Here is a 24,075-nt window from a genome sequence, read left to right on the forward strand (position 1 = left end):
CATGACCGTCGCCTCCGTCTCCTCCGATATCGAAGCGCGCACCGCGACCGTGCGCGCCGGCCGGCTCCGGCGCTCCCGCCGCCGGCTGATCGCCATCGGCATCCTCAGCACGGCGCTGGTGCTGCTCCTGATCGCCATGATCATGCTCGGCAACACGATCTATCCCGTCTCCGACGTCCTGGCCGTCATTCGCGGCGAGCACGTCGCCGGCGCCTCCTTCACCGTCGGGACGCTGCGGATCCCGCGCGCCATCGTCGGCGCGCTGGCCGGGCTCGCCTTCGGCGCCGCCGGCACGACGTTCCAGACCATGCTGCGCAATCCGCTCGCGAGCCCCGATGTCATCGGCATCAGCTCCGGCGCGAGCGCCGCGGCCGTGATCTCGCTCGTCGTCCTGCACTGGAGCGGCGCGGCGACGGTCACCATCGCGCTCATCGCGGGCGTCGTCACGGCGGCGGCCATCTATCTGGCCGCCCGAGGCGGAGAGTCGACCGGCGGGCGGCTGATCCTCATCGGCATCGGGATCGGCGCGATGCTGGAGTCGGTCGTCGCCTACGTCATCCAGCGCGCGGCGGAATGGGACGTCGCGGTCGCGATGCGCTGGCTGACCGGCAGCCTCAACAGCGCGCGCTGGGGGGACGTGGCTCCGCTGGGGATCGCCGTGGTCGTGCTCCTGCCGCTCATCGTCCTGCTCGCCCGCGAGCTGAGGGCACTCGAGCTCGGCGACGCCACGGCGACCGCGCTCGGCGTCCGCGTGGATCGGGCGCGCGTGCTGCTGATCATCGCCGCGGTCGCCCTGACCTGCTTCGCCACGGCGACCACCGGCCCGATCGCGTTCGTCGCCTTCCTGGCCGGACCGATCGCGAGCAGGATGGTTGGCGGCGGCGGATCTCTCACTGTGCCGGCCGCGCTCATGGGCGCCTGCCTCGTGCTCGTCTCCGACCTGATCGGCCAGTTCGCCTTCGACACGCGCTTCCCGGTGGGGGTCATCACGGGCATCCTCGGCGCTCCCTACCTGCTCTACCTGCTCATCCGCACGTCCCGTCGGGGAGGATCGTCATGACCGAACACCATTCGCTCGCCACTACCGGCCTGGTCGCAGGCTACGGGGGCAGGACGATCGTCGACGGTGTGGATCTCGAGATCCCCGCCGGGCGGATCAGCGTCGTCGTCGGTGCGAACGCGTGCGGCAAGTCCACCCTGCTGAAGACGCTCTCGCGGCTGATCCCGCCCATCAGCGGGGGTGTCGTGCTCGATGGGAAGAAGATCACGGAGATCCCGACCAAGGAGCTGGCCCGCACCCTCGGTCTCCTCCCGCAGCAGCCGATCGCGCCGGAGGGGATCGCGGTCGCCGACCTCGTCGGACGTGGTCGGCACCCTCATCAGAAGCTCTTCCGCTCCTGGACGGCGGCCGACGACCGCGCGGTCGTCGAGGCGCTCGAGGCCACGGGGGTCGCGGAGCTGGCCGATCGCTCGGTCGACGAGCTCTCCGGCGGTCAGCGGCAGCGGGTCTGGATCGCGATGGCCCTGGCGCAGGAGACGGACATCCTGCTGCTGGACGAGCCGACGACCTTCCTCGACGTGACCCATCAGATCGACGTCCTCGACCTGCTCACGGATCTCAACCGGAGCAGGGGGACGACGATCGTCATGGTGCTGCACGATCTGAACCTCGCCGTCCGCTACGCGGACACCCTGGTCGCCGTGAAGGACGGCAAGGTGCACGCCATCGGCGCGCCGGAGGAGATCGTCACCCGCGAGCTCATCGAAGAGGTCTTCGGGCTGTCCAACCAGATCACCACGGACCCGGTGTCCGGGAAGCCGATGGTCACGCCGATCGGGAGGCATCATGTCCGCTGAGACCACCGCCAGGAAGAAGCCGTCCTACGTGCTCGGACGCGGCGAGGTCCGCGCCGTCGAGCGCGTCTCGCCGAACTTCGTCCGCGTCACCTTCGGCGGGGCGGAGCTGTCCGAGTTCGGTACGCCCGGCGATGTCTACGATGCGCGGATCAAGCTCGTGTTCCCGCCGGCGTCCGGCATCCTCCCGCCGCTCGACCGGGACACCGACGACTGGTGGGGCTCGTATCTGGCCGTGCCGGAGGAGGAGCGCGGCTCGATGCGCACCTACTCGATCCGGGAGCTGCGGGTGGGCGATGAGGGCACGGAGGTCGTCGTCGACTTCGTGCTGCACCTCGCGCCGGGCCTGACCGGCCCTGCCTCGCTGTGGGCGAGTGCCGCCGAGCCGGGGCAGGAGCTGTTCCTCGTCGGACCTCGTCGCGGCCGTGCGGATCACGGCGGCGCCGAGTACGCGCCGGGGGACGCGTCGAGCGTCCTGCTCGTCGGCGACGAGACGGCGGCTCCCGCCATCGCCCGCATCCTGGAGGACGCCCCGCGCGAGCTCCGCGGGATCGCATTCATCGAGGTGCCGCTCGAAGACGACATCCTCCCGATCGACGCGCCGTCCGGTGTGGAGGTGCACTGGCTTCCCCGGGGGGAGAAGAAGCACGGGCTGCGGCTCATCCCGACGGTGCTCGACTACCTGGGCGACGAGGAAACAGCGGAGATCGTCGTCACCGACATCGACGGCGAGGACATGGTCTGGGAGACGCCGGACTACTCGGGGCTCGGCGAGACGATCACGACGTCGGAGGCGGGCGACGACCGCTACTTCTGGATCGCCGGGGAGAGCGGGGTCGTCACGACGCTGCGCCGTCACCTCGTGAAGGACCTCGGCATCGACCGCTCGCAGGTCGCCTTCATGGGCTACTGGCGGCACGGCGTCGCGATGCGCGGCTGAGCGCTTCGTTCGCGACAGGGCGGATCCCCCGCGTTTCGTTGAGCGGGCGTGCTTCCTCCCGTTCGTTGAGCGGGCGTGCTTCCCTCCGTTCGTTGAGCGAGCGGAGCGAGTCGAAACGGGTTTCGGTACGGGTGCGTTTCGACTCGGTCGGCTGTGCCGTCCTCGCTCAACGTGCGGGGAGGGGGCTGTGCGAGCGGGTTTCCTCCCCGCACGTTGAGCGAGCGTGCTTCCCTCCGTTCGTTGAGCGAGCGGAGCGAGTCGAAACGGGTTTCGGTGCGGGTGCGTTTCGACTCGGTCGGCTATGCGGGGACGACGCCGTGCGAGCGGGACGTGTCCGCGCCGCATGGTTCGATGGAGGCATGGATCAGAGCGACCGGATGCTGCAGGAGACCCGCGCCATCTGGGCGACCGCGATCTGCTTCCTCCTCGGCACGGCCGCAGGGACGCTCGCGCTGTGGGGCAGTCCGCGGCCGATCGCCGGCGAGGGATCCATCGGGATGCCCGCGGCCCTCACCGCGGGCGCCATCGCCGCGGCATCCTTCGTCGTCAGCACCCTGCTGCACCGCCGGGGCGAGACCACGCCGATGCCGCGCTGGCAGGCGGTCGTCTCCGACCTCTCGGCGATCGCGCTGACCATCGCCTTCGCGGGGGTCACCGCGCTGGGCGTGCTCCTGACCGGCGAGATCCTCGGAGCGGGACTGCAGGGACTGGAGCTGTCCGCGATCGGCGGCGGCATCGTCTCGGGAGTCGCATCCGCGGTCGGCGGCCGCTTCGCGTTCGGGGCCGGGGTGGGACTCACGACCGGCGATCTCGCCGGATTGATGTTCGCGTACCTGATGATCGGCACCCTGTTCGCGATGGTGACGGCCGTCGATCCGCGCTGGTGGGAGCAGAACTTCTCGCAGCTCGGCATCGGCGAGGGGTCATGGGCGTTCAACGGCACGCTCGTCGTCGCCGGGCTGCTCGTGGCGACCGTCGGCGCGTATATCGGCCGCGATCTGCACCGGATCCGAGGAGATGCGGCCCTGTTCCGGATCGGATGGGCGGTGGCGCTCTGGGCGGCGACCGGCGTCGCCCTCGCCTGCGTCGGCCTGTTCCCCGTGCACCGGATCGTCGTCGCCCACAACCTCTCGGCGATCGCGACGCTGGCGCTGTTCCTGGCCGCGGGGATCCTGACGACCGTCGTGATGCCCGGCCCGCCGAGGCCGCTGCTGCTGACGACGGTGGTGGTCGCCGTCCTCGTCGTGATCGCCGTCCTGCTGTGCGATCCCTTCCAGCTGTACTCGCTGACGGTGCTCGAGACGATCGTCATCGGGCTCGGGATGCTGTGGCTGACGACCCTGGTGCGGGTGCTCGAGGTTCTCACGCCGGAACAGTCTCGGCTGTCGGGCCGTACTTCGCTGCTGCGCGCGTCCGCTCCCGTTCGTTGAGCGAGTAGTCCCGTGCGCCCGTGCGCCCGTGCGTTTGTTGAGGAGTGGTCCCGTCCTCCCGACCGTTCGTTGAGCGAGCGAAGCGAGTCGAAGCGCGGTTCGTTGCGGACGCGTTTCGACTCGCTCGGCCTGCGGCCGTGCTCGCTCAACGGGCGAGGGAGGGGCCTGCGGCCGTGCTCGTTCAACGGGCGAGGGCGTCGGGTTCGTTCAACGGATGGGATATCGCGTTCGGGCGAGCGGTCCCACCTTGCCGTTCGTTGAGCGAGCGAAGCGAGTCGAAACGCGGGTTGCTGCGGACGCGTTTCGACTCGCTCGGCCTGCGGCCGTGCTCGCTCAACGGGCGAGGGAGGGGCCTGCGGGCCGTGCCTGCTCAACCAACGGGGAATCGAGGGACACTACTTCGAGAGGAATGTCTTCAGCGCGGCGTTGACCTCGTCGGCGTGGGTCCAGAGCAGGCCGTGCGGCGCACCGTCGACCTCGACGTAGTCGGCCTCGGGGACGGCCTGGTGGAAGCGCCGCGCCGTGGCGTCGATCGGGAGGATGTTGTCCTTCGTGCCGTGCAGGATCAGGGTCGGCTTGCCGCTCGCACGCACCGCCTCGACGTCGCCGCGGAAGTCCTCGATCCACGACGAGACGACCGCGTAGGCCGCCACCGGGGCGCTGCCGATCGCGACGTTCCAGCTGCTGGTCACGGCCTCGGGGCTGATGCGGCTGCCGAGGTTCTCGTCCAGGTTGTAGAAGTCCTTGTAGAACTGCGTGTACCAGGCGTAGCGGTCGCCCTTGGCGGCAGCGACGATGCCGTCGAAGACATCCTGGGGGACGCCTTCCGGGTTGTCTTCGCGCTGCACGAGGAAGGGCTCGAGGGAGGCGAGGAAGGCGAGCTTGGCGACGCGCTCGTGGCCGTAGCGGGCGACGTAGCGGGCGAGCTCGCCGGTGCCCATGGAGAAGCCGACGAGGATGACGTCGCGCAGGTCGAGGGTCTCGAGCAGCGTGTTGAGGTCGGCGGCGAAGGTGTCGTAGTCGTAGCCGGTCGTCACCTTCGAGGACTGCCCGAAGCCGCGGCGGTCGTAGGTGATCACGCGATAGCCGTCGGCGAGCAGCTCGCCGGCCTGACGCTCCCAGCTGTGGCCGTTCAGCGGGTAGCCGTGGATGAGCACCACGGGCTGGCCGGCGCCGTGGTCCTCGTAGTACAGCTCGATGGGGGTGCTGTTCTCGTTGCCGACCGTGATGTAACCCATGATCTTTCCTTTCCGAAGCGGTGAGAACGATCGTTCTCGCCTGATGCATCCGAGAATAGAGAACGTACGTTCTCGTGTCAAGTAGAATCCTCGTATGGATGAGAAAGAGGCGAACGAGCGCATCCTCAACGCTGCGGAGGATCTCTATTACCGCAAGGGCTACGCGGCGGTCGGGATGGACGAGCTGCGGACCGTCGCCGGCGTCTCCCTGCGTCGCCTCTATGCGCTCTACCCGTCCAAGACCGATATCGTCGCGGCCGTGCTGGCGCGCAAGCACGTCGAGTGGGAGGACGGCCTGGCGCGGGCGGTCGCCGACGCCGGCGACGATGCGCGCGCGCGGCTGCTCGCCGTCTACCGCTACCTCGAGGACTGGTTCTGCGACGAGGACTTCCGCGGCTGCGCGTTCATCAACGCCTTCGGCGAGCTCGGCGGGACGAACCCGGAGGTCGCTCGGATCGTGCGGGAGCACAAGGCGTCCTTCCAGCGCTACATGACGGGGCTCGTCGCCGGCATCGGCGGATCGGAGACGCTCGCCGCACAGCTGTCGATCCTCGCCGAGGGCGCCCAGAGCACGGCCGCCATCTCCGCCGATCCGAACGTCGCCGCACAGGCGCGCGGCGCCGCCGAGGTGCTCATCGGCGCGGCGATGGCCGGCTGAGCCGCATCCGAATCGGGGCGCATCGTCCGCGTCGCCTCCGAACCGGAGGAGAACGCGCGATCCGGAGGATGGATCCGTGCTGCGAGCCCCTCCGGTTCGGGCGGACTCCTCCGGATCGGCTCCGATAGAGCGCCGCGCCAGACGCCGAGCGTCGCCACGGCGCGCATCGCCAGCACAGGCGCGTCTCAGATCACCAGCCGGTAGCCCATGCCCGACTCGGTGAGCAGGTGCACCGGCGCGCTCGGCTCCCGCTCCAGCTTCTTGCGCAGCTGCGACATGTACAGCCGGAGATAGCCGGTGTCGGCGACCTGCTCGCTCCCCCAGATCTCCTTGAGGAGCTCCTGACGGGTGACGAGAGCGCCGGGATGGCGGCTGAGGTGCTCCAGCATCCGCCACTCCGTCGGGGTCAGATGCACCCGCTCGCCCGCGCGCGTCACCGCCCTGGCCGAGAGGTCCACGATCACGTCGCCGAAGGACACGACGGACTCGCCGGACGCCGGCTGCGCGCGGCGCGAGAGCGCGCGCAGCCTCGCCAGCAGCTCATCGATCTGGAAGGGCTTGGTGACGTAGTCGTCGGCGCCGGCGTCCAGCGCCTCCACCTTGTCGGCGGAGCCCGTGCGCCCCGACACCACGATGATCGGCACCGTCGTCCAACCGCGCAGCGCCTGGATCACCTCCACACCGGACAGCTTCGGCATCCCGAGGTCGAGCAGGATGATGTCGGGGCGGGCCTGGGCCGCCGCCGCGATGGCCGCGGCCCCGTCGGATGCGGCCACGACCTCGTAGCCGTGCGCGGCCAGGGTGATGCGCAGGGCTCGCACCATCTGCGGATCGTCGTCGGCGATGAGGAGCTTCACGCGACTCCCTCCCTCTCTGCCGGGTCCGCCAGCGGCAGCGAGACGACCATGGTGAGCCCCCCACCGGGGGTGTTCTCGGGGGTCAGAGTACCGCCCATCCCCTCGGTGAACCCTCGTGACAGGGCGAGGCCGAGGCCGAGGCCGGTCGTGTTGTCCGTGTCGCCGAGCCGTTGGAAAGGTTGGAAGATGCTGCTCTGCCGCTCCGTCGGAACGCCGGCGCCCCGATCGACGACGCGGATCTCCGCGCGTTCGCCGAGTCTGCTCGTCGAGACGATCACCCGGGAGCCCGCGGGCGAGTGGCGCAGAGCGTTGGTCAGCAGGTTGACGAGGACGCGCTGCAGCAGGACCGGATCAGCGCACAGTGCCGGAGCCGAGGAATCCAGGGCGAGCTCGACATCGTCCGGTCCGAGCGACAGCTCGTCGAGCGCGGCGAGGATGCTCTCCCCCGCATCGACGCGGGTCGTGGACACGGCGAGCACACCCGCCTGCACGCGGCTCACGTCGAGGAGATCGGTGACCAGGGCCGAGAGGGTCGTCAGGCTCTCATCGGCCGTGGCCAGCAGCTCCTCCCGATCGGATGCGGAGAGCCGGTGCGCTCCGCGGAGCCCCCCGACCGCGGCGACCGCCGAGGCCAGCGGGCGCCGAAGATCGTGGCTGAGTGCGGAGAGCAGCGCGCTGCGCACCTGATCCGTCTCGGCGAGAGCCTGCGCCTGGTCGGCCGTCGCGCTGAGATCCGTGTGCTCGATGGCGGCCGACAGCTGCGCGACGATCACGTCGAGCAGCCGCCGCGACGGGGCGTCCAGAGGCGCTCCGTGCAGTTCGAGGCGGGCGCGCGGCGAGCCGTCGGAACCGCGCCCGACCGGGAACGTGGTCGAGGTGCCGTCCGGCAGGGGCTCGCCATCCCGGGCGAGGACCTCGCCATCCGCCGCGACGAGGCGCACGCCGCTCAGGCCGAACGCCTCGCGCGTACGGGCGACCAGGGCGAGCGTCGCGCTGTCGCCGCGCAGGACATTGCCCGCGACGGAGGCCAGCAGCTCCGCCTCGGCGGTGGCGCGCTGCGCGGAGCGAGCCCGCCGAGCGGCCTGATCCACGATGATGCTGACCAGGATCGCGATGATCACGTACAGGCCCAGCGCGATCGCATGCAGAGGGTGCGCCACCGTCACGGTGTACAGCGGCGCGACGAACAGGAAGTCGAGGGTGACGCCGGAGAGCACCGCCGCGAACACGGCGGGCCTGATGCCGCCGATGAGCGCGACGACCACGACGAGCAGCTGGTACGAGAGCACCTCGGAGGTGATGGACTCCGGGCTGCGCAATGAGAACATCAGCCACGAGAGCAGCGGGCCTCCGACGAGCGCGACGACGAAGCCGAGCACCTGTCGCCGCCATCCGAGCGCACCGCCGGTGATCCGGGGGAGGGCGACGCGGCTTCCGGCCGCGGCGTGCGTGACGATGTGCACGTCGATGTCTCCGGATCGGCGGATCACCTCGGTGCCGATGCCGGGACCGGTCAGCGCGGCGGCGATGCGGCCGCGCCGGCTCACCCCGATCACGAGCTGCGTGGCGTCCACGGTGTGCGCGAACTCCACGAGCGCCTCCGGCACGTCGTCGGAGACGATCTGGTGGTAGCTGCCGCCGAGATCCTCGACGAGCGCACGCTGCGTCGCGAGCGCGCCGGGGGTCTCGGAGCGCAGGCCGTCCTGCGTGGAGACGTGCACGGCGATGAGCTCGCCGCCGGCCGAGCGTGCGGCGATGCGGGCGCCCCTGCGCAGCAGGGTCTCGCCCTCCGGGCCGCCGGTGAGGGCGACCACGACGCGCTCCCGCGCCTGCCAGCTGCCCTCGATCCCCTGCTCCGCACGGTAACTGCGCAGTGCGCTGTCCACCTCGTCGGCGAGCCAGAGCAGTGCGAGTTCGCGGAGCGCGGTGAGATTGCCGAGACGGAAGTAGTTCGACAGGGATGCGTCGATCCTCTCCGCCGGATAGACGAAGCCGGCCGCGAGACGGTCCCGGAGGGTCTGCGGGGCGAGATCCACGACCTCGATCTCGTCGGCGCCGCGCACGACGGCGTCCGGGATCGTCTCGCGCTGCGCGACGCCGGTGATCTTCTCGACGACGGAGTTCAGGGACTCGATGTGCTGCACGTTCACGGTCGTGATGACGTCGATGCCTGCGGCGAGGATCTCGTCGACGTCCTGCCAGCGCTTCACGTTGCGCGAGCCGGGTGCATTCGTGTGGGCGAGCTCGTCGACGAGGGCGAGCTGGGGACGCCGGCGGAGCACGGCGTCGAGATCCATCTCGGTGAGCTCGACTCCGCGGTGCTGCACGCGCCGCCGCGGGATGAGCACGAGTCCGGCCGCCTGCGCCTCCGTGGCCGCGCGTCCGTGCGTCTCGACGACGCCGATCACGACGTCGATGCCGTCCTCGCGCAGCCGGTTCCCCTCGGTGAGCATCTCGAAGGTCTTCCCCACGCCGGGGGCCGCCCCGAGCAGGACCCGGAGGCGGCCGCGTCGGGCGGTGCGCTCTTGCGTCATCACCCCTCCCGCTCGTCCATTGCGAGGTTGAGCTCCACGGCGTTGACGCGCTCCTCCCCGAGGAATCCCAGGTCCCGTCCTTGAATACTAGACTCCACGAGCTTCCGGACCTCGGCCTCGCTCCACCCGCGCGCGCCGGCGACGCGGGCGACCTGCAGCAGGGCGTACGCGACGCTGATATGCGGGTCCAGGCCCGAGCCGGACGCCGTCACCGCGTCGGCGGGGACCTCGGAGGGATCGACTCCCTCGCGCTCGGCGATCGCCGAGCGGCGTTCCTCGATCGCCGCGACCAGGTCGGGGTTCTCCGGGCCCAGGTTGCTGCCGCTCGAGGCGCGACCGTCGTAGCCGTCGCCCGCGGCGGATGGCCGGGACTGGAAGTACTGCGGAAGAGCCTCGCCGTCGGCATCCGTGAACGGCTGGCCGATCAGCGAACTGCCGACGACGGCGCCATCCGCGTCGGTGACGGCGGAGCCGTTCGCCTGCCACGGCATCAGGAGCTGCCCGATGCCGGTGACGAGAAGCGTGTAGCCGATGCCGAGGACCAGCGTCAGGACGAGCATCGCGCGGACGGCGACGCCGGTGGTGCGCACCGTGGTGCGGAACTGAGACATGGGATGCCTTTCCAGGAGAACGTCAGAAGCCCGGGATGAGGCTGACGAGGAGGTCGATGAGCTTGATGCCGACGAACGGCGCGATCACACCGCCCAGACCGTAGATCAGGAGATTGCGCTGCAGGATCTGCGCGGCGCTCGCCGGCCGGTAGGCCACTCCGCGCAGTGCGAGCGGGATGAGGAACACGATCACGATCGCGTTGAAGACGATCGCGCTCGTCACGGCGGATGCCGGGGAGTGGAGCTGCATCACGTTCAGGGCCGCGAGCCCGGGGAAGACCCCCATGAACATCGCCGGGATGATCGCGAAGTACTTGGCGATGTCGTTGGCGAGCGAGAAGGTCGTGAGCGCCCCTCGGGTGATGAGCAGCTGCTTGCCGATGCGGACGATGTCGATGAGCTTGGTCGGGTCCGAGTCCAGGTCGACCATGTTGCCGGCCTCCTTGGCGGCCGACGTCCCCGTGTTCATCGCGACGCCCACGTCGGCCTGGGCGAGCGCGGGAGCGTCGTTCGTGCCGTCGCCGGTCATCGCGACCAGCCGGCCGCCCTCCTGCTCGCGGCGGATCAGGGCGAGCTTGTCCTCCGGCGTCGCCTCGGCGAGGAAGTCGTCGACTCCGGCCTCCTTGGCGATCGCGGCCGCCGTGAGCGGGTTGTCTCCGGTGATCATCACGGTGCGGATGCCCATGCTGCGCAACTCGTCGAAGCGTTCCCGGAGACCGTCCTTCACGATGTCCTTGAGGTGGATCACACCGAGGATGCGTCCGGTCCCGCCGCCGTGTCCTGCGGAGACTGCGGGGGCATCTGCAGCTCGAGCAGGATCCGAGAGCCCGGCCGGGTCCGAGGGCGTGCGACGCGGCGCAGGCGACGACGGCGCGATCATGGCGACGACGAGCGGGGTGCCGCCGGACGAGGCGATGCCGTCGGACAGGCGCGCCGCCTCGTCCGATCCGGCCCCCTCGGCATCGAGCCAGGCGCGGATCGCGGAGCCGGCGCCCTTGCGGATCTGCGTGCCGTCGGCGAGATCCAGGCCAGACATGCGGGTCTGCGCGGTGAACGGCACCGCGGTCGCGCCGTCGGGCTCGGCGGCGACGACGCCCCGCGCGGCGGCCAGCGCGACGATCGAGGCGCCCTCGGGGGTCGGGTCGGCGAGCGAGGAGAGCGCTGCGGCGCGCAGCAGCTCCTCGGTCTGGACGCCGGACAGCGGCAGGACCTCGTGCGCGCGCCGGTTGCCGTGGGTGATCGTCCCCGTCTTGTCGAGCAGGAGCGTGGTGACGTCGCCTGCCGCTTCGACCGCCCGCCCGGACATCGCCAGCACATTGCGCTGCACCAGGCGGTCCATCCCGGCGATGCCGATCGCGGAGAGCAGCGCTCCGATGGTCGTCGGGATGAGGCAGACGAGCAGGGCGATGAGCACCGGGATGCCGACAGGGGAGGCCGCGTACGACGCGATCGGGTTCAGGGTGAGGACGACGACGACGAACACGACGGACAGGCTGGCGAGGAGGATGTTCAACGCGATCTCGTTGGGTGTGCGCTGCCGGTTCGCGCCCTCGACGAGAGCGATCATCCGATCGACGAAGGTCTCGCCCGGCTTCGAGGTGATGCGCACGACGATCCGGTCGGACAGCACCCGGGTGCCACCGGTGACGGCGCTGCGATCACCGCCCGACTCGCGGATGACCGGAGCGCTCTCGCCGGTGATGGCCGACTCGTCCACGGTCGCGATGCCGGCGACGATGTCGCCGTCGCCCGGGATCAGCTCTCCCGCGGAGACCACCACGACATCGTCGCGCCGCAGCTCCGCCGAGGAGATCTCGACGGTCTCGGCACCCTCCGCCGCGGCATCCGCCTTCTCGTCGTAGCAGACCACGCGACGGGCGAGAGTGCTCGTGCGGGTCCTGCGCAGCGTGGCGGCCTGCGCCTTGCCGCGCCCCTCGGCCACCGACTCGGCCACGTTCGCGAACAGGACGGTGAGCCACAGCCAGAAGGCGATCCCGGCGGTGAATCCCGCGGGCACAGCCGTGCCGCCGGACTCCGCGGCGCCGCCGAGGAACGGCTCGGCGATCGCCAGGATCGTGGTGAAGGCGGCGCCGACCCAGACGAGCAGCATGACGGGGCTGCGGACCAGCGAGGCGGGATTCAGCTTGCGCAGCGCTCCGGGGAGGGCTCCGGCGAGCTGGCTCCAGCCGAAGGAGCGGATGGGCTTCTTCGACGGCGCGGATGCCGCGGCATCCGGCTGCCCTGCCTCCGCGATCGTTGAGCGGGCGGAGCGGGACGAGACAGGCGGGGTCATGAGACGAGTCCTTCGGCGAGCGGCCCCAGAGCGAGGACCGGGAAGTAGGTGAGCGCGGTGACGATGATCGACACGGCGAGGAGGAGGCCGACGAACTGCGGCCGGTGGGTGGGCAGCGTGCCCTGCGTCGTCGGGACCCGGTCCTGGACGGCGAGAGCGCCGGCGAGGGCGAGGACGAGGACGATCGGCAGGAATCGGCCCAGAAGCATCGCGACGCCGAGCGCCGTGTTCATCCAGGGAGTGTTCGCCGTGAGGCCCGCGAACGCGGAGCCGTTGTTGTTCGCGGCGGAGGTGAACGCGTAGAGCACCTCGCTCATCCCGTGCACGCCGGGGTTAAGGATGCTCGTCGACTCGACGTCCGCGCGGATGCCGGGGACGGCGAAGCTCAGCGCGGTGCCGCCGAGGACGAGAGCCGGCGTCACGAGGATGTACAGGCTCGCGAGCTTGATCTCGCGCGGTCCGATCCGCTTGCCGAGATACTCGGGCGTCCGGCCGACGAGCAGCCCGCCGACGAAGACGGCGATGATCGCGAGCACCAGCATCCCGTAGAGACCGGATCCGACTCCGCCGGGTGCGATCTCACCGAGCATCATGTTGATCATCGGCATCATGCCCCCGAGCGCCGTGTACGAATCGTGCATCGAGTTCACGGCTCCGGTCGAGGTCAGCGTGCTGGCGCTGCCGAACAGCGTGGAGCCGATGATGCCGAAGCGCTGCTCCTTGCCCTCCATCGCGGCTCCCGCGAGCTCCGGCACGGTGCCGCGGCCTGCGAGCTCGAGGGCGGTGAGCGCGAACGTCGAGACGAGGAAGATCGTCCCCATGACCGCCGCGATCGCGTATCCCTGGCGATGATCGCCGATCATGCGTCCGAAGGCGCGGGGCAGGGAGAACGGGATGGCGAGGATGAGGAGGATCTGCAGCAGGTTCGTCCACGCCGTCGGGTTCTCGAAGGGGTGGGCGGAGTTCGCGTTGAAGAAGCCGCCGCCGTTGGTGCCGAGCAGCTTGATCGCCTCCTGCGAGGCCACCGGCCCGCCGGGGATCGGCTGCGTTCCGCCGGCGATCGTCGTTACGTCGGTGAAGCCGGCGAAGTTCTGCACCACGCCGCCGGCGATGAAGGCGAGGGCGCTCAGCACGGCGAAGGGGAGGAGGATGCGTCCCAGTCCGCGGATCAGGTCGACCCAGAAGCTGCCGATCGTCGCGGAGCCGCGGCGCGCGAACCCGCGGATGAGCGCGACGGCGACGCCGAGGCCGACGGCGGCGGAGACGAAGTTCTGCACCGTGAGGCCGGCGAGCTGCACGGTGTAGCCCATGGTCTGCTCGGGCGAGTATGACTGCCAGTTGGTGTTCGCGACGAAGGAGGCGGCGGTGTTGAACGCGAGCCCCTCGGGAACGGCCGGCAGGCCGAGCGACTCCGGCAGGACGGTCTGGAGGCGCTGCAGCGCATAGACCAGGACGAGCCCGGCCGCCGAGAAGATCAGGACGCTGCGAGCGTACGCGCGCCAGGTCTGCTCGGAGGCGGGATCGACGCCGATCAGGCGGTAGACCCCGCGTTCGAGGCGCAGATCGCGGGGGGAGGAGTACACCCGCGCCAGGTAGTCGCCCAGCGGGCGGTAGATGAGGACGAGTGCGACGACGATGGTCCCCGCCTGCAGGATGCCGAACAGGATCGAGGCGTCCATCAGAACCGCTCCGGGGCGATGAGGGCGACGACGAGGTAGACGATCGCGGCGACGGCGAGGGCGGCCGCGGCGATCTCGAAGACCATCACAGCTTCTCCACCCCCTTCGCTGCGGAGGAGACCAGGGCGAACAGCGCGAGAGTCAGCGCGAGGTAGATGAGATCGAGCACGAGAGTCGATACAACTCCGACGCGGCCCGGTGCGCATCGATCCTCACGGGATTCCTACACGTCGGCGCCGGACTCATACGCGACGCTCACGCGAGGGCGTCGTCCGGAGGCCCGGCCGGGCGGCGCACGCGCCGGCCGGCCGGGCCTCCGGCGACGACGGGACGACCGGCCCGCTCCTGCCCTGGTACCGGTCGCGAGCGGCGGCCGTAGACCACCTCGGACGAGTCGAGCAGCCACGGCACGAGGGTGATCGTCACCCCGTGCACGAGCATGAGCTGGCTCGCCAGCCGCCGGGCGCGCCGGTTGTGCAGGAACGTCTCCCACCAGTGGCCGACGATGTACTGCGGAAGGTAGACGGTCACGACGGAGGCGCCGTGCTTCTCGCGATACTGCGCGATGAACTGCGCGATCGGCTCCGCATAGGAGCGGTACGGAGACTCCAGGATCACGAGGGGAACGGGCATCAGATGGTCCGTCCACTCCTGCTGCAGGCGGCCGGCGGCCTCGCCGTCCACGGCGACGTGCACGGCGAGGGTCTTCACATGCTGGGCGGCGACGGCGTAGTCGAGCGCCTTCACCACCGGCTTCTGCAGCCTGCTCACGAGCACGAGGGCCACATCCCCGGTGGCTCCGAAGTGCGTGGTGTCGTCGATGGCGATCTCGTGGTCGACGTCGCGGTAGTAGCGCTTCACGCCCATCATGAGGAAGGCCAGGATCGGGATGGCGAAGAAGACGAGGTAGGCGCCGTGGGTGAACTTCGTGATCGTGACGATCACGAGGACGAGCACGGTGAGCACGGCGCCCGCTGAGTTGATGACGAGACCGGAGACCGCGCTGCGGCGTTCGGCGGTTCTGCCGGTGCGCAGCATGCGCCGCCAGTGCCGGACCATGCCGATCTGCCCCAGCGAGAACGAGACGAAGACGCCGATGATGTACAGCTGGATGAGCGTGGTGAGGCGTGCCTGGAAGATCACCAGCACCACGATCGCCGCGATGCCGAGGACGATCATGCCGTTGGAGAAGACGAGGCGGTCGCCGCGGGTGTTCAGCGCCTTGGGCGCGTAACCGTCGCGGGCGAGCACCGCTCCGAGCAGCGGGAAGCCGTTGAAGGCCGTGTTCGCGGCGAGCAGCAGCACGCAGGCGGTCGCGGCCTGGACGACGAAGAAGAGGATGCTCCCGCCGCCGAACGTCGCGCTCGCCACCTGCGCCATGAGGCTCGGCTGCGGCGCCGTGCAGTCGAAGCCGATGAGGTCGCAGGGGTTCTCGGCGTAGTGCACCCCGGTGATGAGCGCGAGGGCGGTGAGACCGGAGAACAGGCAGATGGCGATCGTGCCCATGAGCACGAGCGTCGACTGCGCGTTGCGCACCTTCGGCGCCCGGAACGCCGGCACGCCGTTGGACACGGCCTCGACGCCGGTGAGGGCCGAGCATCCGCTGGAGAACGCGCGCAGGATCAGGAGGATGACCGCCGCCTGGCTGAGGTCCTCGGCCTGCACGGCGAAGTCGGCGCTCGAGGCGACCGGGGCGTCCCCGAGGAGGGCGCGGACGAGGCCCGTGACGATCATGAGCGCGACGGATCCGATGAACACGTAGGTCGGGATCGCGAACGCGAAGGAGGCCTCTCGGACGCCGCGGAGGTTCACGACGATGATGAGGACGACGAATCCGACGGCGAGCTCCACCCTCAGCGGGTCGAGGCCGGGGACAGCCGAGATGATGTTGTCGACGCCGGAGGCGACGGACACGGCGACGGTCAGCACGTAGTCGACGAGCAGCGCCGCCGCGACGATGACGCCGGGGACCTCGCCGAGGTTCTTCCTGGCCACCTCGTAGTCGCCGCCGCCGGAGGGATACGCCTTGATGAGCTGGCGGTAGCTGAGCACGACGACGACGAGGAGCACGACGACCGCCACGGCGACGACCGGCGTGAAGGAGAGGAAGGTGAGACCGCCGATCAGGAGGATCATCACGAGCTCCTGCGGCGCATAGGCCACGGAGCTGAGCGCATCCGAGGCGAAGATCGGCAGCGCGCGGCGCTTCGGGAGCAGCTGCTCCGAGCCCTCCTCGGAGGAGATCGGCTCGCCGAGGAGGATGCGCTTGACCAGTTGCGGGTCGCGGGGCTCGTTCGTCACGTTCCGCGACACTATGCCCCGCGCACGGATCCTGACGCGATCCTCACGGAAACCATACGGCCAGGACGTCGGCGCTCACGGCATCCTCACGGGCGGGGATCCCGGTCCCCTCTCCGGCAGCGGCTCACGGACGCCAGGGCTGCGGACGTCGGCGGTGCGCAGCGGCGCTCCTGATCGCCGTCATCGGGAACGCACAGACGTTTCCGATCACGAACGCGTAACGTCGGGTGCATGACGACCGTTGACGTCACCGAGGACACCATTCGGCAGACCAAGGAGCTCCGCGACGAGTTCCAGCGCTTCCTCCGCGAGTACGAGTTCGGGATGCGCGAGGTCGAGACGAAGATCTCCATCCTGCGGGACGAGTTCACGCACGACCACGCGTACAACCCGATCGAGCACGTGAAGAGCCGGCTCAAGAGCCCGGACAGCATCGTGGAGAAGATCGCCCGCAAGGGCATCGGCGAGCCGGACTTCGACCGCATCCGCACGGAGATCACCGACATCGCAGGGGTCAGGGTCACCTGCAGCTTCGTCGCGGACGTCTACCGGCTGTTCGACCTGCTCACCGCGCAGGACGACATCACGGTCAGGATCGTGAAGGACTACATCGAGAACCCGAAGCCCAACGGCTACAAGAGCCTGCACGCGATCATCGAGGTGCCCGTCTTTCTCTCCACCGGTGCGCTCTCGGTGCCGGTGGAGGTGCAGTTCCGCACGATCGCGATGGACTTCTGGGCGAGCCTGGAGCACAAGATCTACTACAAGTTCTCCAACCAGGTGCCCTCGCATCTCGTCGACAGCCTGTCGGATGCCGCGGACGCCGCCGCCGAGCTGGACCTGCGCATGGAGCGTCTGCACCGCGAGGCGCACGGATCGCCGAACCGCGAGCTCGCCCCGCCGCCGCCCCCGCGCATCGTCGAGGTCTGACCCTCCCGGCTCTCCGCGGCGTGGCCGGCCGGCCCGTGCACTCGGTGAACCGCCTTCGCGCCGCGTCGCCGGCTCAGTTCGGCGCCTTCCCGCCGCCCTGGGGGTGCGAAGCTGAGCCGCCAGGGGCGGGGGTGCGAAACTGAGCCGGCCAGGGGATGCGGACGGGCGGGATCAGGCGAGGACGAGGACGGTGGCGACCGTCCCCCAGCCGAGCTCGATCCGGCGGTCGAGGCGCCAGCCCGCGGGTGCTCCGAGGGCGGCGATCGATGCGGAGTCGCGCATTCCCGTGCCCCTCGTCGCGTAGGCGATCAGTTCGTCGCCCGCCGCCTCGCCGAGCGCATCCGGTCTGGCCTCCTCGATGACGACGGCCTTCCGCGCGGTGCGGGCGAGGCCGGTCAGGAGGTCGCCGGCCTCGGCATCCGTCCGAGGGGCGAGCGCCAGGGCGAGCACGGCGAGGTCGACGGCCTGATCGTGCCGTGCGGGCAGTCCGTCGCCGGCGCCGCGGATGTCGAGGTGCGCGAGACCGGCATCCTCGAGCCCGGCGGCGACGGTCCTCGAGCCCGGTCCGATGAGGACGCAGCTGCCCGCCTCCCGCCAGAGCGGATCGGCGAGCAGTCCCTCGAGCAGGTACGCGAGTCGGTCGGCGTGCTCGGCCAGCTCCTCCGCGATCTCCGGATCGCTCTGCGAGGCCTCGGCGAGCGTCCGGCCGTGATGCTCGGCCCAGGAGGACCGCCCGGCCAGGATCGCCGGAGCCAGCGACGCCAGGCTGAGCAGGACGTCGGCGTCGAGTCCCAGGTACTCCTCCTGCTCGTGCTCGTCGAGCAGCTCCTCACCCGCGGCGCCCAGGCGCAGCCCTCCCGCCTCGTCGACGACGATGCCGTGCTTCGCGAGCACGGGCAGGAGCGCCGCGAGGCCGGCGGGCGTCGCGCCGGTGCGCTCCGCCAGCGCTGCCGGCGTCAGGGCGCCATCGGCGAGCGCCTCCACGACACCGAGCCCGAGGGCGGCGCGGACGGCGAACCAGGGGAGCGGGTCGGGGACGGCGGGGAAGGCCGGGACCGCGGCATCCTCGTGGGCGTCCTCGGCGTGCCAGTATCCGGTGATGTTCACCCGGTCCTTCGGGATGCCGCGCTCGCGCTGGTAGTACCGGCGCAAGGGCAGCAGCGCCCGGCTCTCGGCGGCTGCCCAGACGTAGCCCTCGCCATCGGGGAGCGGCAGGGCGCGCGCGGCGGCCTCGAGCGCCGCCGCGTCTCCGCCGCGCGCGATCGTCCAGGTCAGCGTGTCCGCAGGAGTGGTCGGGAGGTCCTGGATCGCCGACTCCTCCTCCACCGTGACGAGCACATGCGCGGGGCAGGGCACCGGCCGCTCCTCGAGGAAGCGGCCCACGGCCGGGAGACCGGTCTCGTCCGCGATCAGCACGATCCAGTCGAGCTCGTCGGGAAGGCGCACGGACGACTTGGGGCCGACGAAGTGGAGGTCGTCCCCCGGGCCGGCGGACAGCGCCCATGCGGCCGCGGGCCCGTCGCCGTGCCGGACGAAGTCGAGCGCGATCTCGCGCCGCAGCGGATCCACGCGGCGCGGCGTGTAGTCGCGCGTCACCCGATTCTCGGAGGCGGTCCACTCGATGCCCGTCGCCACCTGGCGGGGCAGAGCGGCGTCGATGTCCCCGTCGGAGGCGAACACGAGCTTCACGTGATCGTCGAATCCGGGGGCCGCGAACCCGCGGTGCTCATGTCCGTCGACGAGGCGGGCGTCCAGCCCCTCGCCGCCGACCACCACCCTCCTCATCCGCGGGGTGACGTCCTCGACGCGGAGCACCGTGACCCGGCGGACGACGAGCGGATGCGTGGTGAAGGCGCGCTGTGCCACAGAGACCTCGGCGGAAGGAAGGGGACGACTCGGGTAAGGTGAGCCTATTCTCACCGGCTCGTGCGCACGCGACGGAAGGCAACACGGGCGGTGAGGGGAACGACATCCGAGGGGAGTCCCATGGCGATCACCGCGCTCGGGTCGCTCGTCGAGGAGACCGCGATCCGGTTCCTGGGTCATGACGAGCACGTGCATGCCGAGCCGCATCTCGTCTTCGTGGTCGGCGGCAGCGTCCGCCTCATCGTCGACGGCCGGAGCCACGAGCTGCGCACGCACGAGGCCGCCTGGCTGCAGGCGGAGGTCCCGCATGCGCTGCGGATCGACGAGGGCGGCATGGTCCTCGGCCCCCTGCTGGACCCGTCGGCGGCGCCGCCGGCGCGGATGGTCCGGCTCGGCGTCGTGCCCGCGCTCGTCGACGCGATGATGACGATCCTGGTCGCCTCGCCGTCGACGCCGGAGCAGGTGCTGCCGTTCCGGCGTGCGCTGGGCCGCGTGCTCGGCGACGTGTCGACCCCGTACTTCGCCGTCGACCTTCCGGCTCACCCCGCCGCCCGCCTCCTCGCCAGGGAGGCGATGCGCTCGCCGCGGACGCTCGAGGACCTCGCCGCCCGGCACCGGATGAGCGTGCGCCAGGTCCAGCGGATCTTCGCCGCGGAGACGGGCTTCCCGTTCGCGCGCTGGCGCACGAGGACGAGGCTCAACGTCGCCGTCGCCCACGTCCTCGGCGGGGGCGATCTCGCCGCCGCGGCCCGTCTCGCCGGCTACGCGACGCGCTCAGGCCTCCTGCGCGCCCTCAGCCGCGAGACAGGCACGCCCTCTTCGCAGATCGCGCGCGATCCCGTCGGGGTGCTCGGCGCCGCGTGAAGCCGTCTCAGGCCAGGAACTCCCGCGCCGCGGTCTCCATCGCCGTCACGCCGATGTCGATGGTGGGGTGGATCACCGGGGCGAAGAACGGGGAGTGATTGGTGGGGATGTCGCTGTCCACGGCGCCCCGTGCGACGGCATCCGCGTAGGTCGCAGCGTCCAGACCGCCCCAGAACCAGAACACCAGCGGCACGCCGGCGTCCCTCGCGAACCAGGAGACGTCCTCGCTGCCCGTGAAGAGGCCGGGGTCGATGACGGCGTCCTCGCCGAGCTTCGCCCGCAGGGCGGTCTCGACGCGGGCGGTGGCCTCCGCATCGTTGATCGTGGCGGGGAGGGTGTGCAGCGTCGTGATCTCCGGTTCGCGCTCGGCGCCGGATGCCGCCGCCTCGGCGCGCACGATCCGCTCGACGCTCGCCAGCACCTTCTCGCGCATGGCGTCGGTCGGGTAGCGCAGGCTCAGCTCGAGCCTCGCCTCGATGGGGATGATGTTGTTCTTGAGCCCGGCGTGGATCGCTCCGACCGTCACGACAGCGACCTCCTTCGGGTCGATCTCCCTGGAGGCGATGGTCTGCAGCCGCATGACGGTGGCGGCCGCCATCACCACGGGGTCGATCGTGGTGTGCGGGCGCGAGCCGTGGCCACCTCGGCCGTGCAGGGTCACGGTCAGCCCGTCCGACGCCGACATCTGCGTGCCGCTGCGCACGCCGATGATCCCGGTGGGGAAGGGCGTGACGTGCTGGCCGAGCACGATGTCCGGCTTGGGGAAGCGATCGAGGATGCCGGCATCCAGCATCGCTCTCGCCCCTGCGCCGAACTCCTCGGCCGGCTGGATGATCACGACGACCGTGCCGGACCACTCCTCGCGGGTGGCGATCAGCCGCTCGACGGCGCCGATCATCGCCGTGACGTGCATGTCGTGTCCGCAGGCGTGCATGACGGGGACGTCGTGCCCCTCGGGGTCGATCCCGTGCACGGTGCTCGCGTAGGGCAGCCCGGTCTCCTCGCGCACCGGCAGGGCGTCCATGTCGGCGCGGAGCCAGACGACCGGGCCCGCGCCGTTCGCCAGCAGGCCGACGACGCCGGTGATCCCCACGCCCTCCTCGACCGTGAGGCCGAGATCCCGCAGGTGTCCCGCGGCGATGCCGGCGGTGCGGGTCTCCTGGAACGACAGCTCCGGATGCCGGTGCAGATCGGTGTAGAGCGCCTCGAGGTCGATCGTCATGCCCTCACCCTAGCCCGCGCTCACCGGAGGCTCAGTAGGGGTGGCGCGGCTGAAGGACGATCAGATCGTCGCCGTCCACGAGATGCACGAGCCGGTGCGCGTCGGTGATGCGGCGCGACCGGGCCCCCTGGGCGCCGTACGTGAGCTGCTCCGGTTTCCCGATGCCTGCGAAGGGATCGTGAAGACACGCCTCGATCAGGGTGCTGATGCGCGTGAGGATGCGTCGATCAGCGGTCAGCGCGCGTAGTCGTCCAGCTCGGGCCCGGGACGGAGCACGCCGTTGACGATCGCGCGGATCGCGAACTCCGTGGCGCGGCCGAGCTCGACGAGGTCGGGATGCAGGAGCCATTGCAGCTGCAGCCCGTCCATCACGGCGAGGATGGCGGCGGATGCCGAGGCGACGGCTCCCTGATCGGTGACGCCCTCCTGGGCGCACAGCTCCTCGAACGCCTCCGAGACCTCGCGGCGCAGTGTCGTGTACCGCTCCTCGAAGTACTCCCGTCCTGGATGGTCGTCCGTCACGGACTCGGAGGACAGCACGGTGTAGGCCTGCACGATCCCCGGCCGGCGCTCGTTCGCGAACGCGGTGCGCACGAGGTGCAGGAACAGCTCGGGCCCGCCCGGGATGTGCTTCTTGTCGAGGTCCTGCACATCGGCCTGGTCGCGGTAGGCGAGCACTTCGAGGAGGAGCTTCTGCTTGGAGCCGAAGTGGTGCAGCACGCCGGCGTGCGTGATCCCGACCTGCTCGGCGACATCGGCGAGGGTGCCGTTCGTCGACCCCTTGTTCCCGAAGATCTCCACCGCGGCCTTGAGGATCTGCTCGCGCTTCGCGCGCGTCGCGGGACGGCTTCGCACAGCGTCGTCGGTGCTTGCCACAGTGCCCTCACTTCTGCTCGGCCCCCGCACTTGCCATCGTAGTGATCGGCGGGTACTGTCAGCGTAACTTACTTTCTCGACAGTAAGTTTTGTATTTCCCGCCGCCGGGAGAGGATGACCGGTGGTCCACAGCACAATGACCGTGCCCAAGGAGAAGCAATGAAGCTCAGAAAGTCCCTCATCGCCGCCTTCGCCGTCGCTGCCCTCAGCGCCTCGGTGCTGGCAGGATGCTCGTCGAACGACGACACCGGCGACGCCCCGAGCGGGGAGAACCCCGCCCTCACGATCGCGAAGCCGGACGGCGCGATCACCACCGAGTCGAACAACCCCTGGGTCGGAGACTCCTCGGCGAACAAGCTCGGCTACAAGAACGTCCTCTTCGAACCGCTCGCGATGGTCAATCCCGTCGGCGACAACGAGACGACCCCGTGGCTCGCCGAGAAGGTCGAATGGAACGAGGACTACACCCAGCTGCGCGTGACGCCGCGCAGCGGCGTCGCCTGGAACGACGGCGAGGACTTCACCGCCGACGACATCGTCTTCACCTTCACCCTCATCAAGGACACGCCCGCGCTCGACACCGGCAACCTGCAGCTGACGGACATCGTGCAGGACGGCGGAGACGTCGTGCTGAGCTTCGCCGAGTCGAAGTTCGTCAAGCAGGCGCAGGTGCTGAACATCGCGATGATCCCCGAGCACGTCTGGGCGGACGTCGACGACCCGACCACCTTCGCCAACCCCGACCCGGTCGGCACCGGCCCCTATGTGCTCGACTCGTTCAGCACGCAGTCCGTCACGATGACCGCGCGCGACGACTACTGGGGCGGCGACCTCGCCGTGCCGACGCTGTACTACATCTCCTACAACGACAACACGGCGCTGACCACCGCGCTCGGCAACGGCGACGCCGACTGGGCGCAGGCGTTCATCTCCGACGTGCAGAGCGCCTTCGTGGAGAAGGACCCCGAGCACAACGTGTTCTGGGCGGCGAACACCCTGTCTCCCGACGTCCTGTTCGTCAACCACCAGCGCAAGCCCTTCAACGACCTCGCCTTCCGTCAGGCCGTGAACATGGTCATCGACCGCGCGGCGCACACCGAGATCGCGCGGGAGAACGCGGGTCCGGAGCTCACGTCCGTCACGGGGCTCCCCACCCCGGTCGGCGACAAGTACATCGGCCCCGACTACCAGGGCGAGGAGTTCTCCATCGACGTCGATGGGGCGCGGGCGATCCTGGAGGACGCCGGCTACACCTGGGACGGCGACGCCCTGATCGACCCGGACGGCGAGCCGGTCTCCTTCACGCTGCAGGTCCCCCAGGGATGGAACGACTACGTCACCGGCATCAGCCTCATCTCCGATCAGGTGAAGGAGACGCTCGGCGCCGACGCGAAGGTGGACACCCCCGACGCGGACACCTGGTGGGCCAACAAGCGCTCCGGCGACTTCGACGCCATCATGCACTGGACGGACGGCGGGACCACCCCGTACGACCTCTACTCCGACACGATGGACGGCCGCTGGCTGCTGGTGGGAGACGACGTGGACTACAACTTCGGCCGCTACGAGAACGCCGAAGTCACCGAGCTGCTGAACACCTACGCCACCTCCGCGAGCGACGAGGAGCGCACCGCCGCCCTCTACGAGATCCAGAAGACCTTCGTCGAGGACGTCCCGGTGATCCCGGTCGGCACGCACCCGGTGCTGGGCGAGTACAACACCCGCGGCTACGTGGGATGGCCCAGTGAGGAGGACCAGTACGCGACGGCCGACCCCACGCAGGTCACCGTCCCGATGATCCTCACGAAGCTGAAGCCCGCCGAGTAGTCCGACACCACCCCTTCGCTCGACCCCGGTCCGCTCGTCGGGCGAGCGCAGCGAGTCGAAACGCACTCGTGATGACCTGCGTTCCGACTCGGTGC

Annotated in this window: 20 protein-coding genes; 8 read left to right on the forward strand and 12 right to left on the reverse strand. The window is 70.2% G+C overall.

Annotated features, from left to right (window positions below; all coding sequences use genetic code 11):
- Window position 1: 1 nt before the first annotated feature.
- The 4 genes from ACYVGQ_RS06140 to ACYVGQ_RS06155 all read left to right on the forward strand — a co-directional run bounded on the left by ACYVGQ_RS06140 (window position 2) and on the right by ACYVGQ_RS06155 (window position 4,224).
- Complete coding sequence (locus ACYVGQ_RS06140) at window positions 2-1,060, forward strand: FecCD family ABC transporter permease (protein ID WP_460783669.1); 1,059 nt, start codon at window positions 2-4, stop codon at window positions 1,058-1,060.
- Window positions 1,057-1,857, forward strand: coding sequence for an ABC transporter ATP-binding protein (locus tag ACYVGQ_RS06145; protein WP_460783670.1), 801 nt, complete (start codon window positions 1,057-1,059; stop codon window positions 1,855-1,857). Before ACYVGQ_RS06140 ends, ACYVGQ_RS06145 begins: the two co-directional genes overlap by 4 nt.
- On the forward strand, window positions 1,847-2,794 hold the full coding sequence (locus ACYVGQ_RS06150; protein ID WP_460783671.1) for a siderophore-interacting protein: 948 nt from the start codon (window positions 1,847-1,849) through the stop codon (window positions 2,792-2,794). The genes ACYVGQ_RS06145 and ACYVGQ_RS06150 overlap by 11 nt, the downstream gene beginning before the upstream one ends.
- Window positions 2,795-3,153: 359 nt before the next feature.
- Window positions 3,154-4,224 (forward strand): DUF998 domain-containing protein, encoded by a 1,071-nt coding sequence (locus tag ACYVGQ_RS06155; protein WP_460783672.1) that lies wholly within the window; start codon window positions 3,154-3,156, stop codon window positions 4,222-4,224.
- 395 nt (window positions 4,225-4,619) lie between these two features.
- On the opposite strand, the gene ACYVGQ_RS06160 is transcribed toward ACYVGQ_RS06155, so the two are convergent.
- Entirely contained in the window at window positions 4,620-5,462 is an 843-nt protein-coding gene (locus ACYVGQ_RS06160) for an alpha/beta fold hydrolase (protein ID WP_460783673.1), read from the reverse strand.
- Window positions 5,463-5,556: 94 nt separating this feature from the next.
- On the opposite strand from ACYVGQ_RS06160, the gene ACYVGQ_RS06165 reads away from it, so the two are divergent.
- Window positions 5,557-6,120 (forward strand): TetR/AcrR family transcriptional regulator, encoded by a 564-nt coding sequence (locus ACYVGQ_RS06165; protein ID WP_460783674.1) that lies wholly within the window; start codon window positions 5,557-5,559, stop codon window positions 6,118-6,120.
- Between the two features lie 185 nt (window positions 6,121-6,305).
- Here the strand turns inward: ACYVGQ_RS06165 and ACYVGQ_RS06170 are convergent, their stop codons facing one another.
- From ACYVGQ_RS06170 to ACYVGQ_RS06200, 7 genes are all read right to left on the reverse strand, one after another.
- Window positions 6,306-6,977 (reverse strand): response regulator, encoded by a 672-nt coding sequence (locus ACYVGQ_RS06170; RefSeq protein WP_460783675.1) that lies wholly within the window; start codon window positions 6,975-6,977, stop codon window positions 6,306-6,308.
- A complete protein-coding gene (locus tag ACYVGQ_RS06175) occupies window positions 6,974-9,511 on the reverse strand; it encodes an ATP-binding protein (protein WP_460783676.1) in 2,538 nt (845 codons plus the stop codon). The genes ACYVGQ_RS06170 and ACYVGQ_RS06175 overlap by 4 nt, the downstream gene beginning before the upstream one ends.
- Window positions 9,511-10,122, reverse strand: a complete 612-nt coding sequence (kdpC, locus tag ACYVGQ_RS06180; protein ID WP_460783677.1) for a potassium-transporting ATPase subunit KdpC — start codon at window positions 10,120-10,122, stop codon at window positions 9,511-9,513. Before kdpC ends, ACYVGQ_RS06175 begins: the two co-directional genes overlap by 1 nt.
- Window positions 10,123-10,144: 22 nt before the next feature.
- Window positions 10,145-12,415 (reverse strand): potassium-transporting ATPase subunit KdpB, encoded by a 2,271-nt coding sequence (kdpB, locus tag ACYVGQ_RS06185; protein ID WP_460783678.1) that lies wholly within the window; start codon window positions 12,413-12,415, stop codon window positions 10,145-10,147.
- A complete protein-coding gene (kdpA, locus tag ACYVGQ_RS06190; RefSeq protein WP_460783679.1) occupies window positions 12,412-14,094 on the reverse strand; it encodes a potassium-transporting ATPase subunit KdpA in 1,683 nt (560 codons plus the stop codon). Before kdpA ends, kdpB begins: the two co-directional genes overlap by 4 nt.
- Window positions 14,094-14,180: a potassium-transporting ATPase subunit F gene (locus ACYVGQ_RS06195; protein WP_460783930.1), complete on the reverse strand. Its 87-nt coding sequence runs from the start codon at window positions 14,178-14,180 to the stop codon at window positions 14,094-14,096. Before ACYVGQ_RS06195 ends, kdpA begins: the two co-directional genes overlap by 1 nt.
- Before the next feature lie 169 nt (window positions 14,181-14,349).
- A complete protein-coding gene (locus ACYVGQ_RS06200; RefSeq protein ID WP_460783680.1) occupies window positions 14,350-16,395 on the reverse strand; it encodes an APC family permease in 2,046 nt (681 codons plus the stop codon).
- 231 nt (window positions 16,396-16,626) lie between these two features.
- Here ACYVGQ_RS06200 and ACYVGQ_RS06205 point away from each other — a divergent pair, with 231 nt between their 5' ends.
- Window positions 16,627-17,325, forward strand: coding sequence for a GTP pyrophosphokinase (locus ACYVGQ_RS06205; protein WP_460783681.1), 699 nt, complete (start codon window positions 16,627-16,629; stop codon window positions 17,323-17,325).
- 171 nt (window positions 17,326-17,496) lie between these two features.
- On the opposite strand, the gene ACYVGQ_RS06210 is transcribed toward ACYVGQ_RS06205, so the two are convergent.
- Entirely contained in the window at window positions 17,497-19,191 is a 1,695-nt protein-coding gene (locus tag ACYVGQ_RS06210) for an SIP domain-containing protein (protein WP_460783682.1), read from the reverse strand.
- A gap of 120 nt (window positions 19,192-19,311) precedes the next feature.
- Between ACYVGQ_RS06210 and ACYVGQ_RS06215 the strand changes: the two genes are divergently transcribed.
- Entirely contained in the window at window positions 19,312-20,055 is a 744-nt protein-coding gene (locus ACYVGQ_RS06215; protein WP_460783683.1) for a helix-turn-helix transcriptional regulator, read from the forward strand.
- 7 nt (window positions 20,056-20,062) lie between these two features.
- Here ACYVGQ_RS06215 and ACYVGQ_RS06220 read toward each other — a convergent pair whose 3' ends face one another.
- Genes ACYVGQ_RS06220 through ACYVGQ_RS06230 form a run of 3 tightly spaced genes read right to left on the reverse strand, consistent with a single transcriptional unit; the run spans window position 20,063 to window position 22,153 of the window.
- On the reverse strand, window positions 20,063-21,277 hold the full coding sequence (locus ACYVGQ_RS06220) for an amidohydrolase (protein ID WP_460783684.1): 1,215 nt from the start codon (window positions 21,275-21,277) through the stop codon (window positions 20,063-20,065).
- Between the two features lie 31 nt (window positions 21,278-21,308).
- On the reverse strand, window positions 21,309-21,515 hold the full coding sequence (locus ACYVGQ_RS06225; protein WP_460783932.1) for a Txe/YoeB family addiction module toxin: 207 nt from the start codon (window positions 21,513-21,515) through the stop codon (window positions 21,309-21,311).
- Entirely contained in the window at window positions 21,512-22,153 is a 642-nt protein-coding gene (locus ACYVGQ_RS06230) for a TetR/AcrR family transcriptional regulator (protein ID WP_460783685.1), read from the reverse strand. The genes ACYVGQ_RS06225 and ACYVGQ_RS06230 overlap by 4 nt, the downstream gene beginning before the upstream one ends.
- 159 nt (window positions 22,154-22,312) lie before the next feature.
- Here ACYVGQ_RS06230 and ACYVGQ_RS06235 point away from each other — a divergent pair, with 159 nt between their 5' ends.
- Window positions 22,313-23,980, forward strand: a complete 1,668-nt coding sequence (locus ACYVGQ_RS06235) for an ABC transporter substrate-binding protein (protein ID WP_460783686.1) — start codon at window positions 22,313-22,315, stop codon at window positions 23,978-23,980.
- The last annotated feature ends 95 nt before the right edge of the window (window positions 23,981-24,075 follow it).

It is taken from the genome of Microbacterium tumbae (assembly GCF_054780175.1).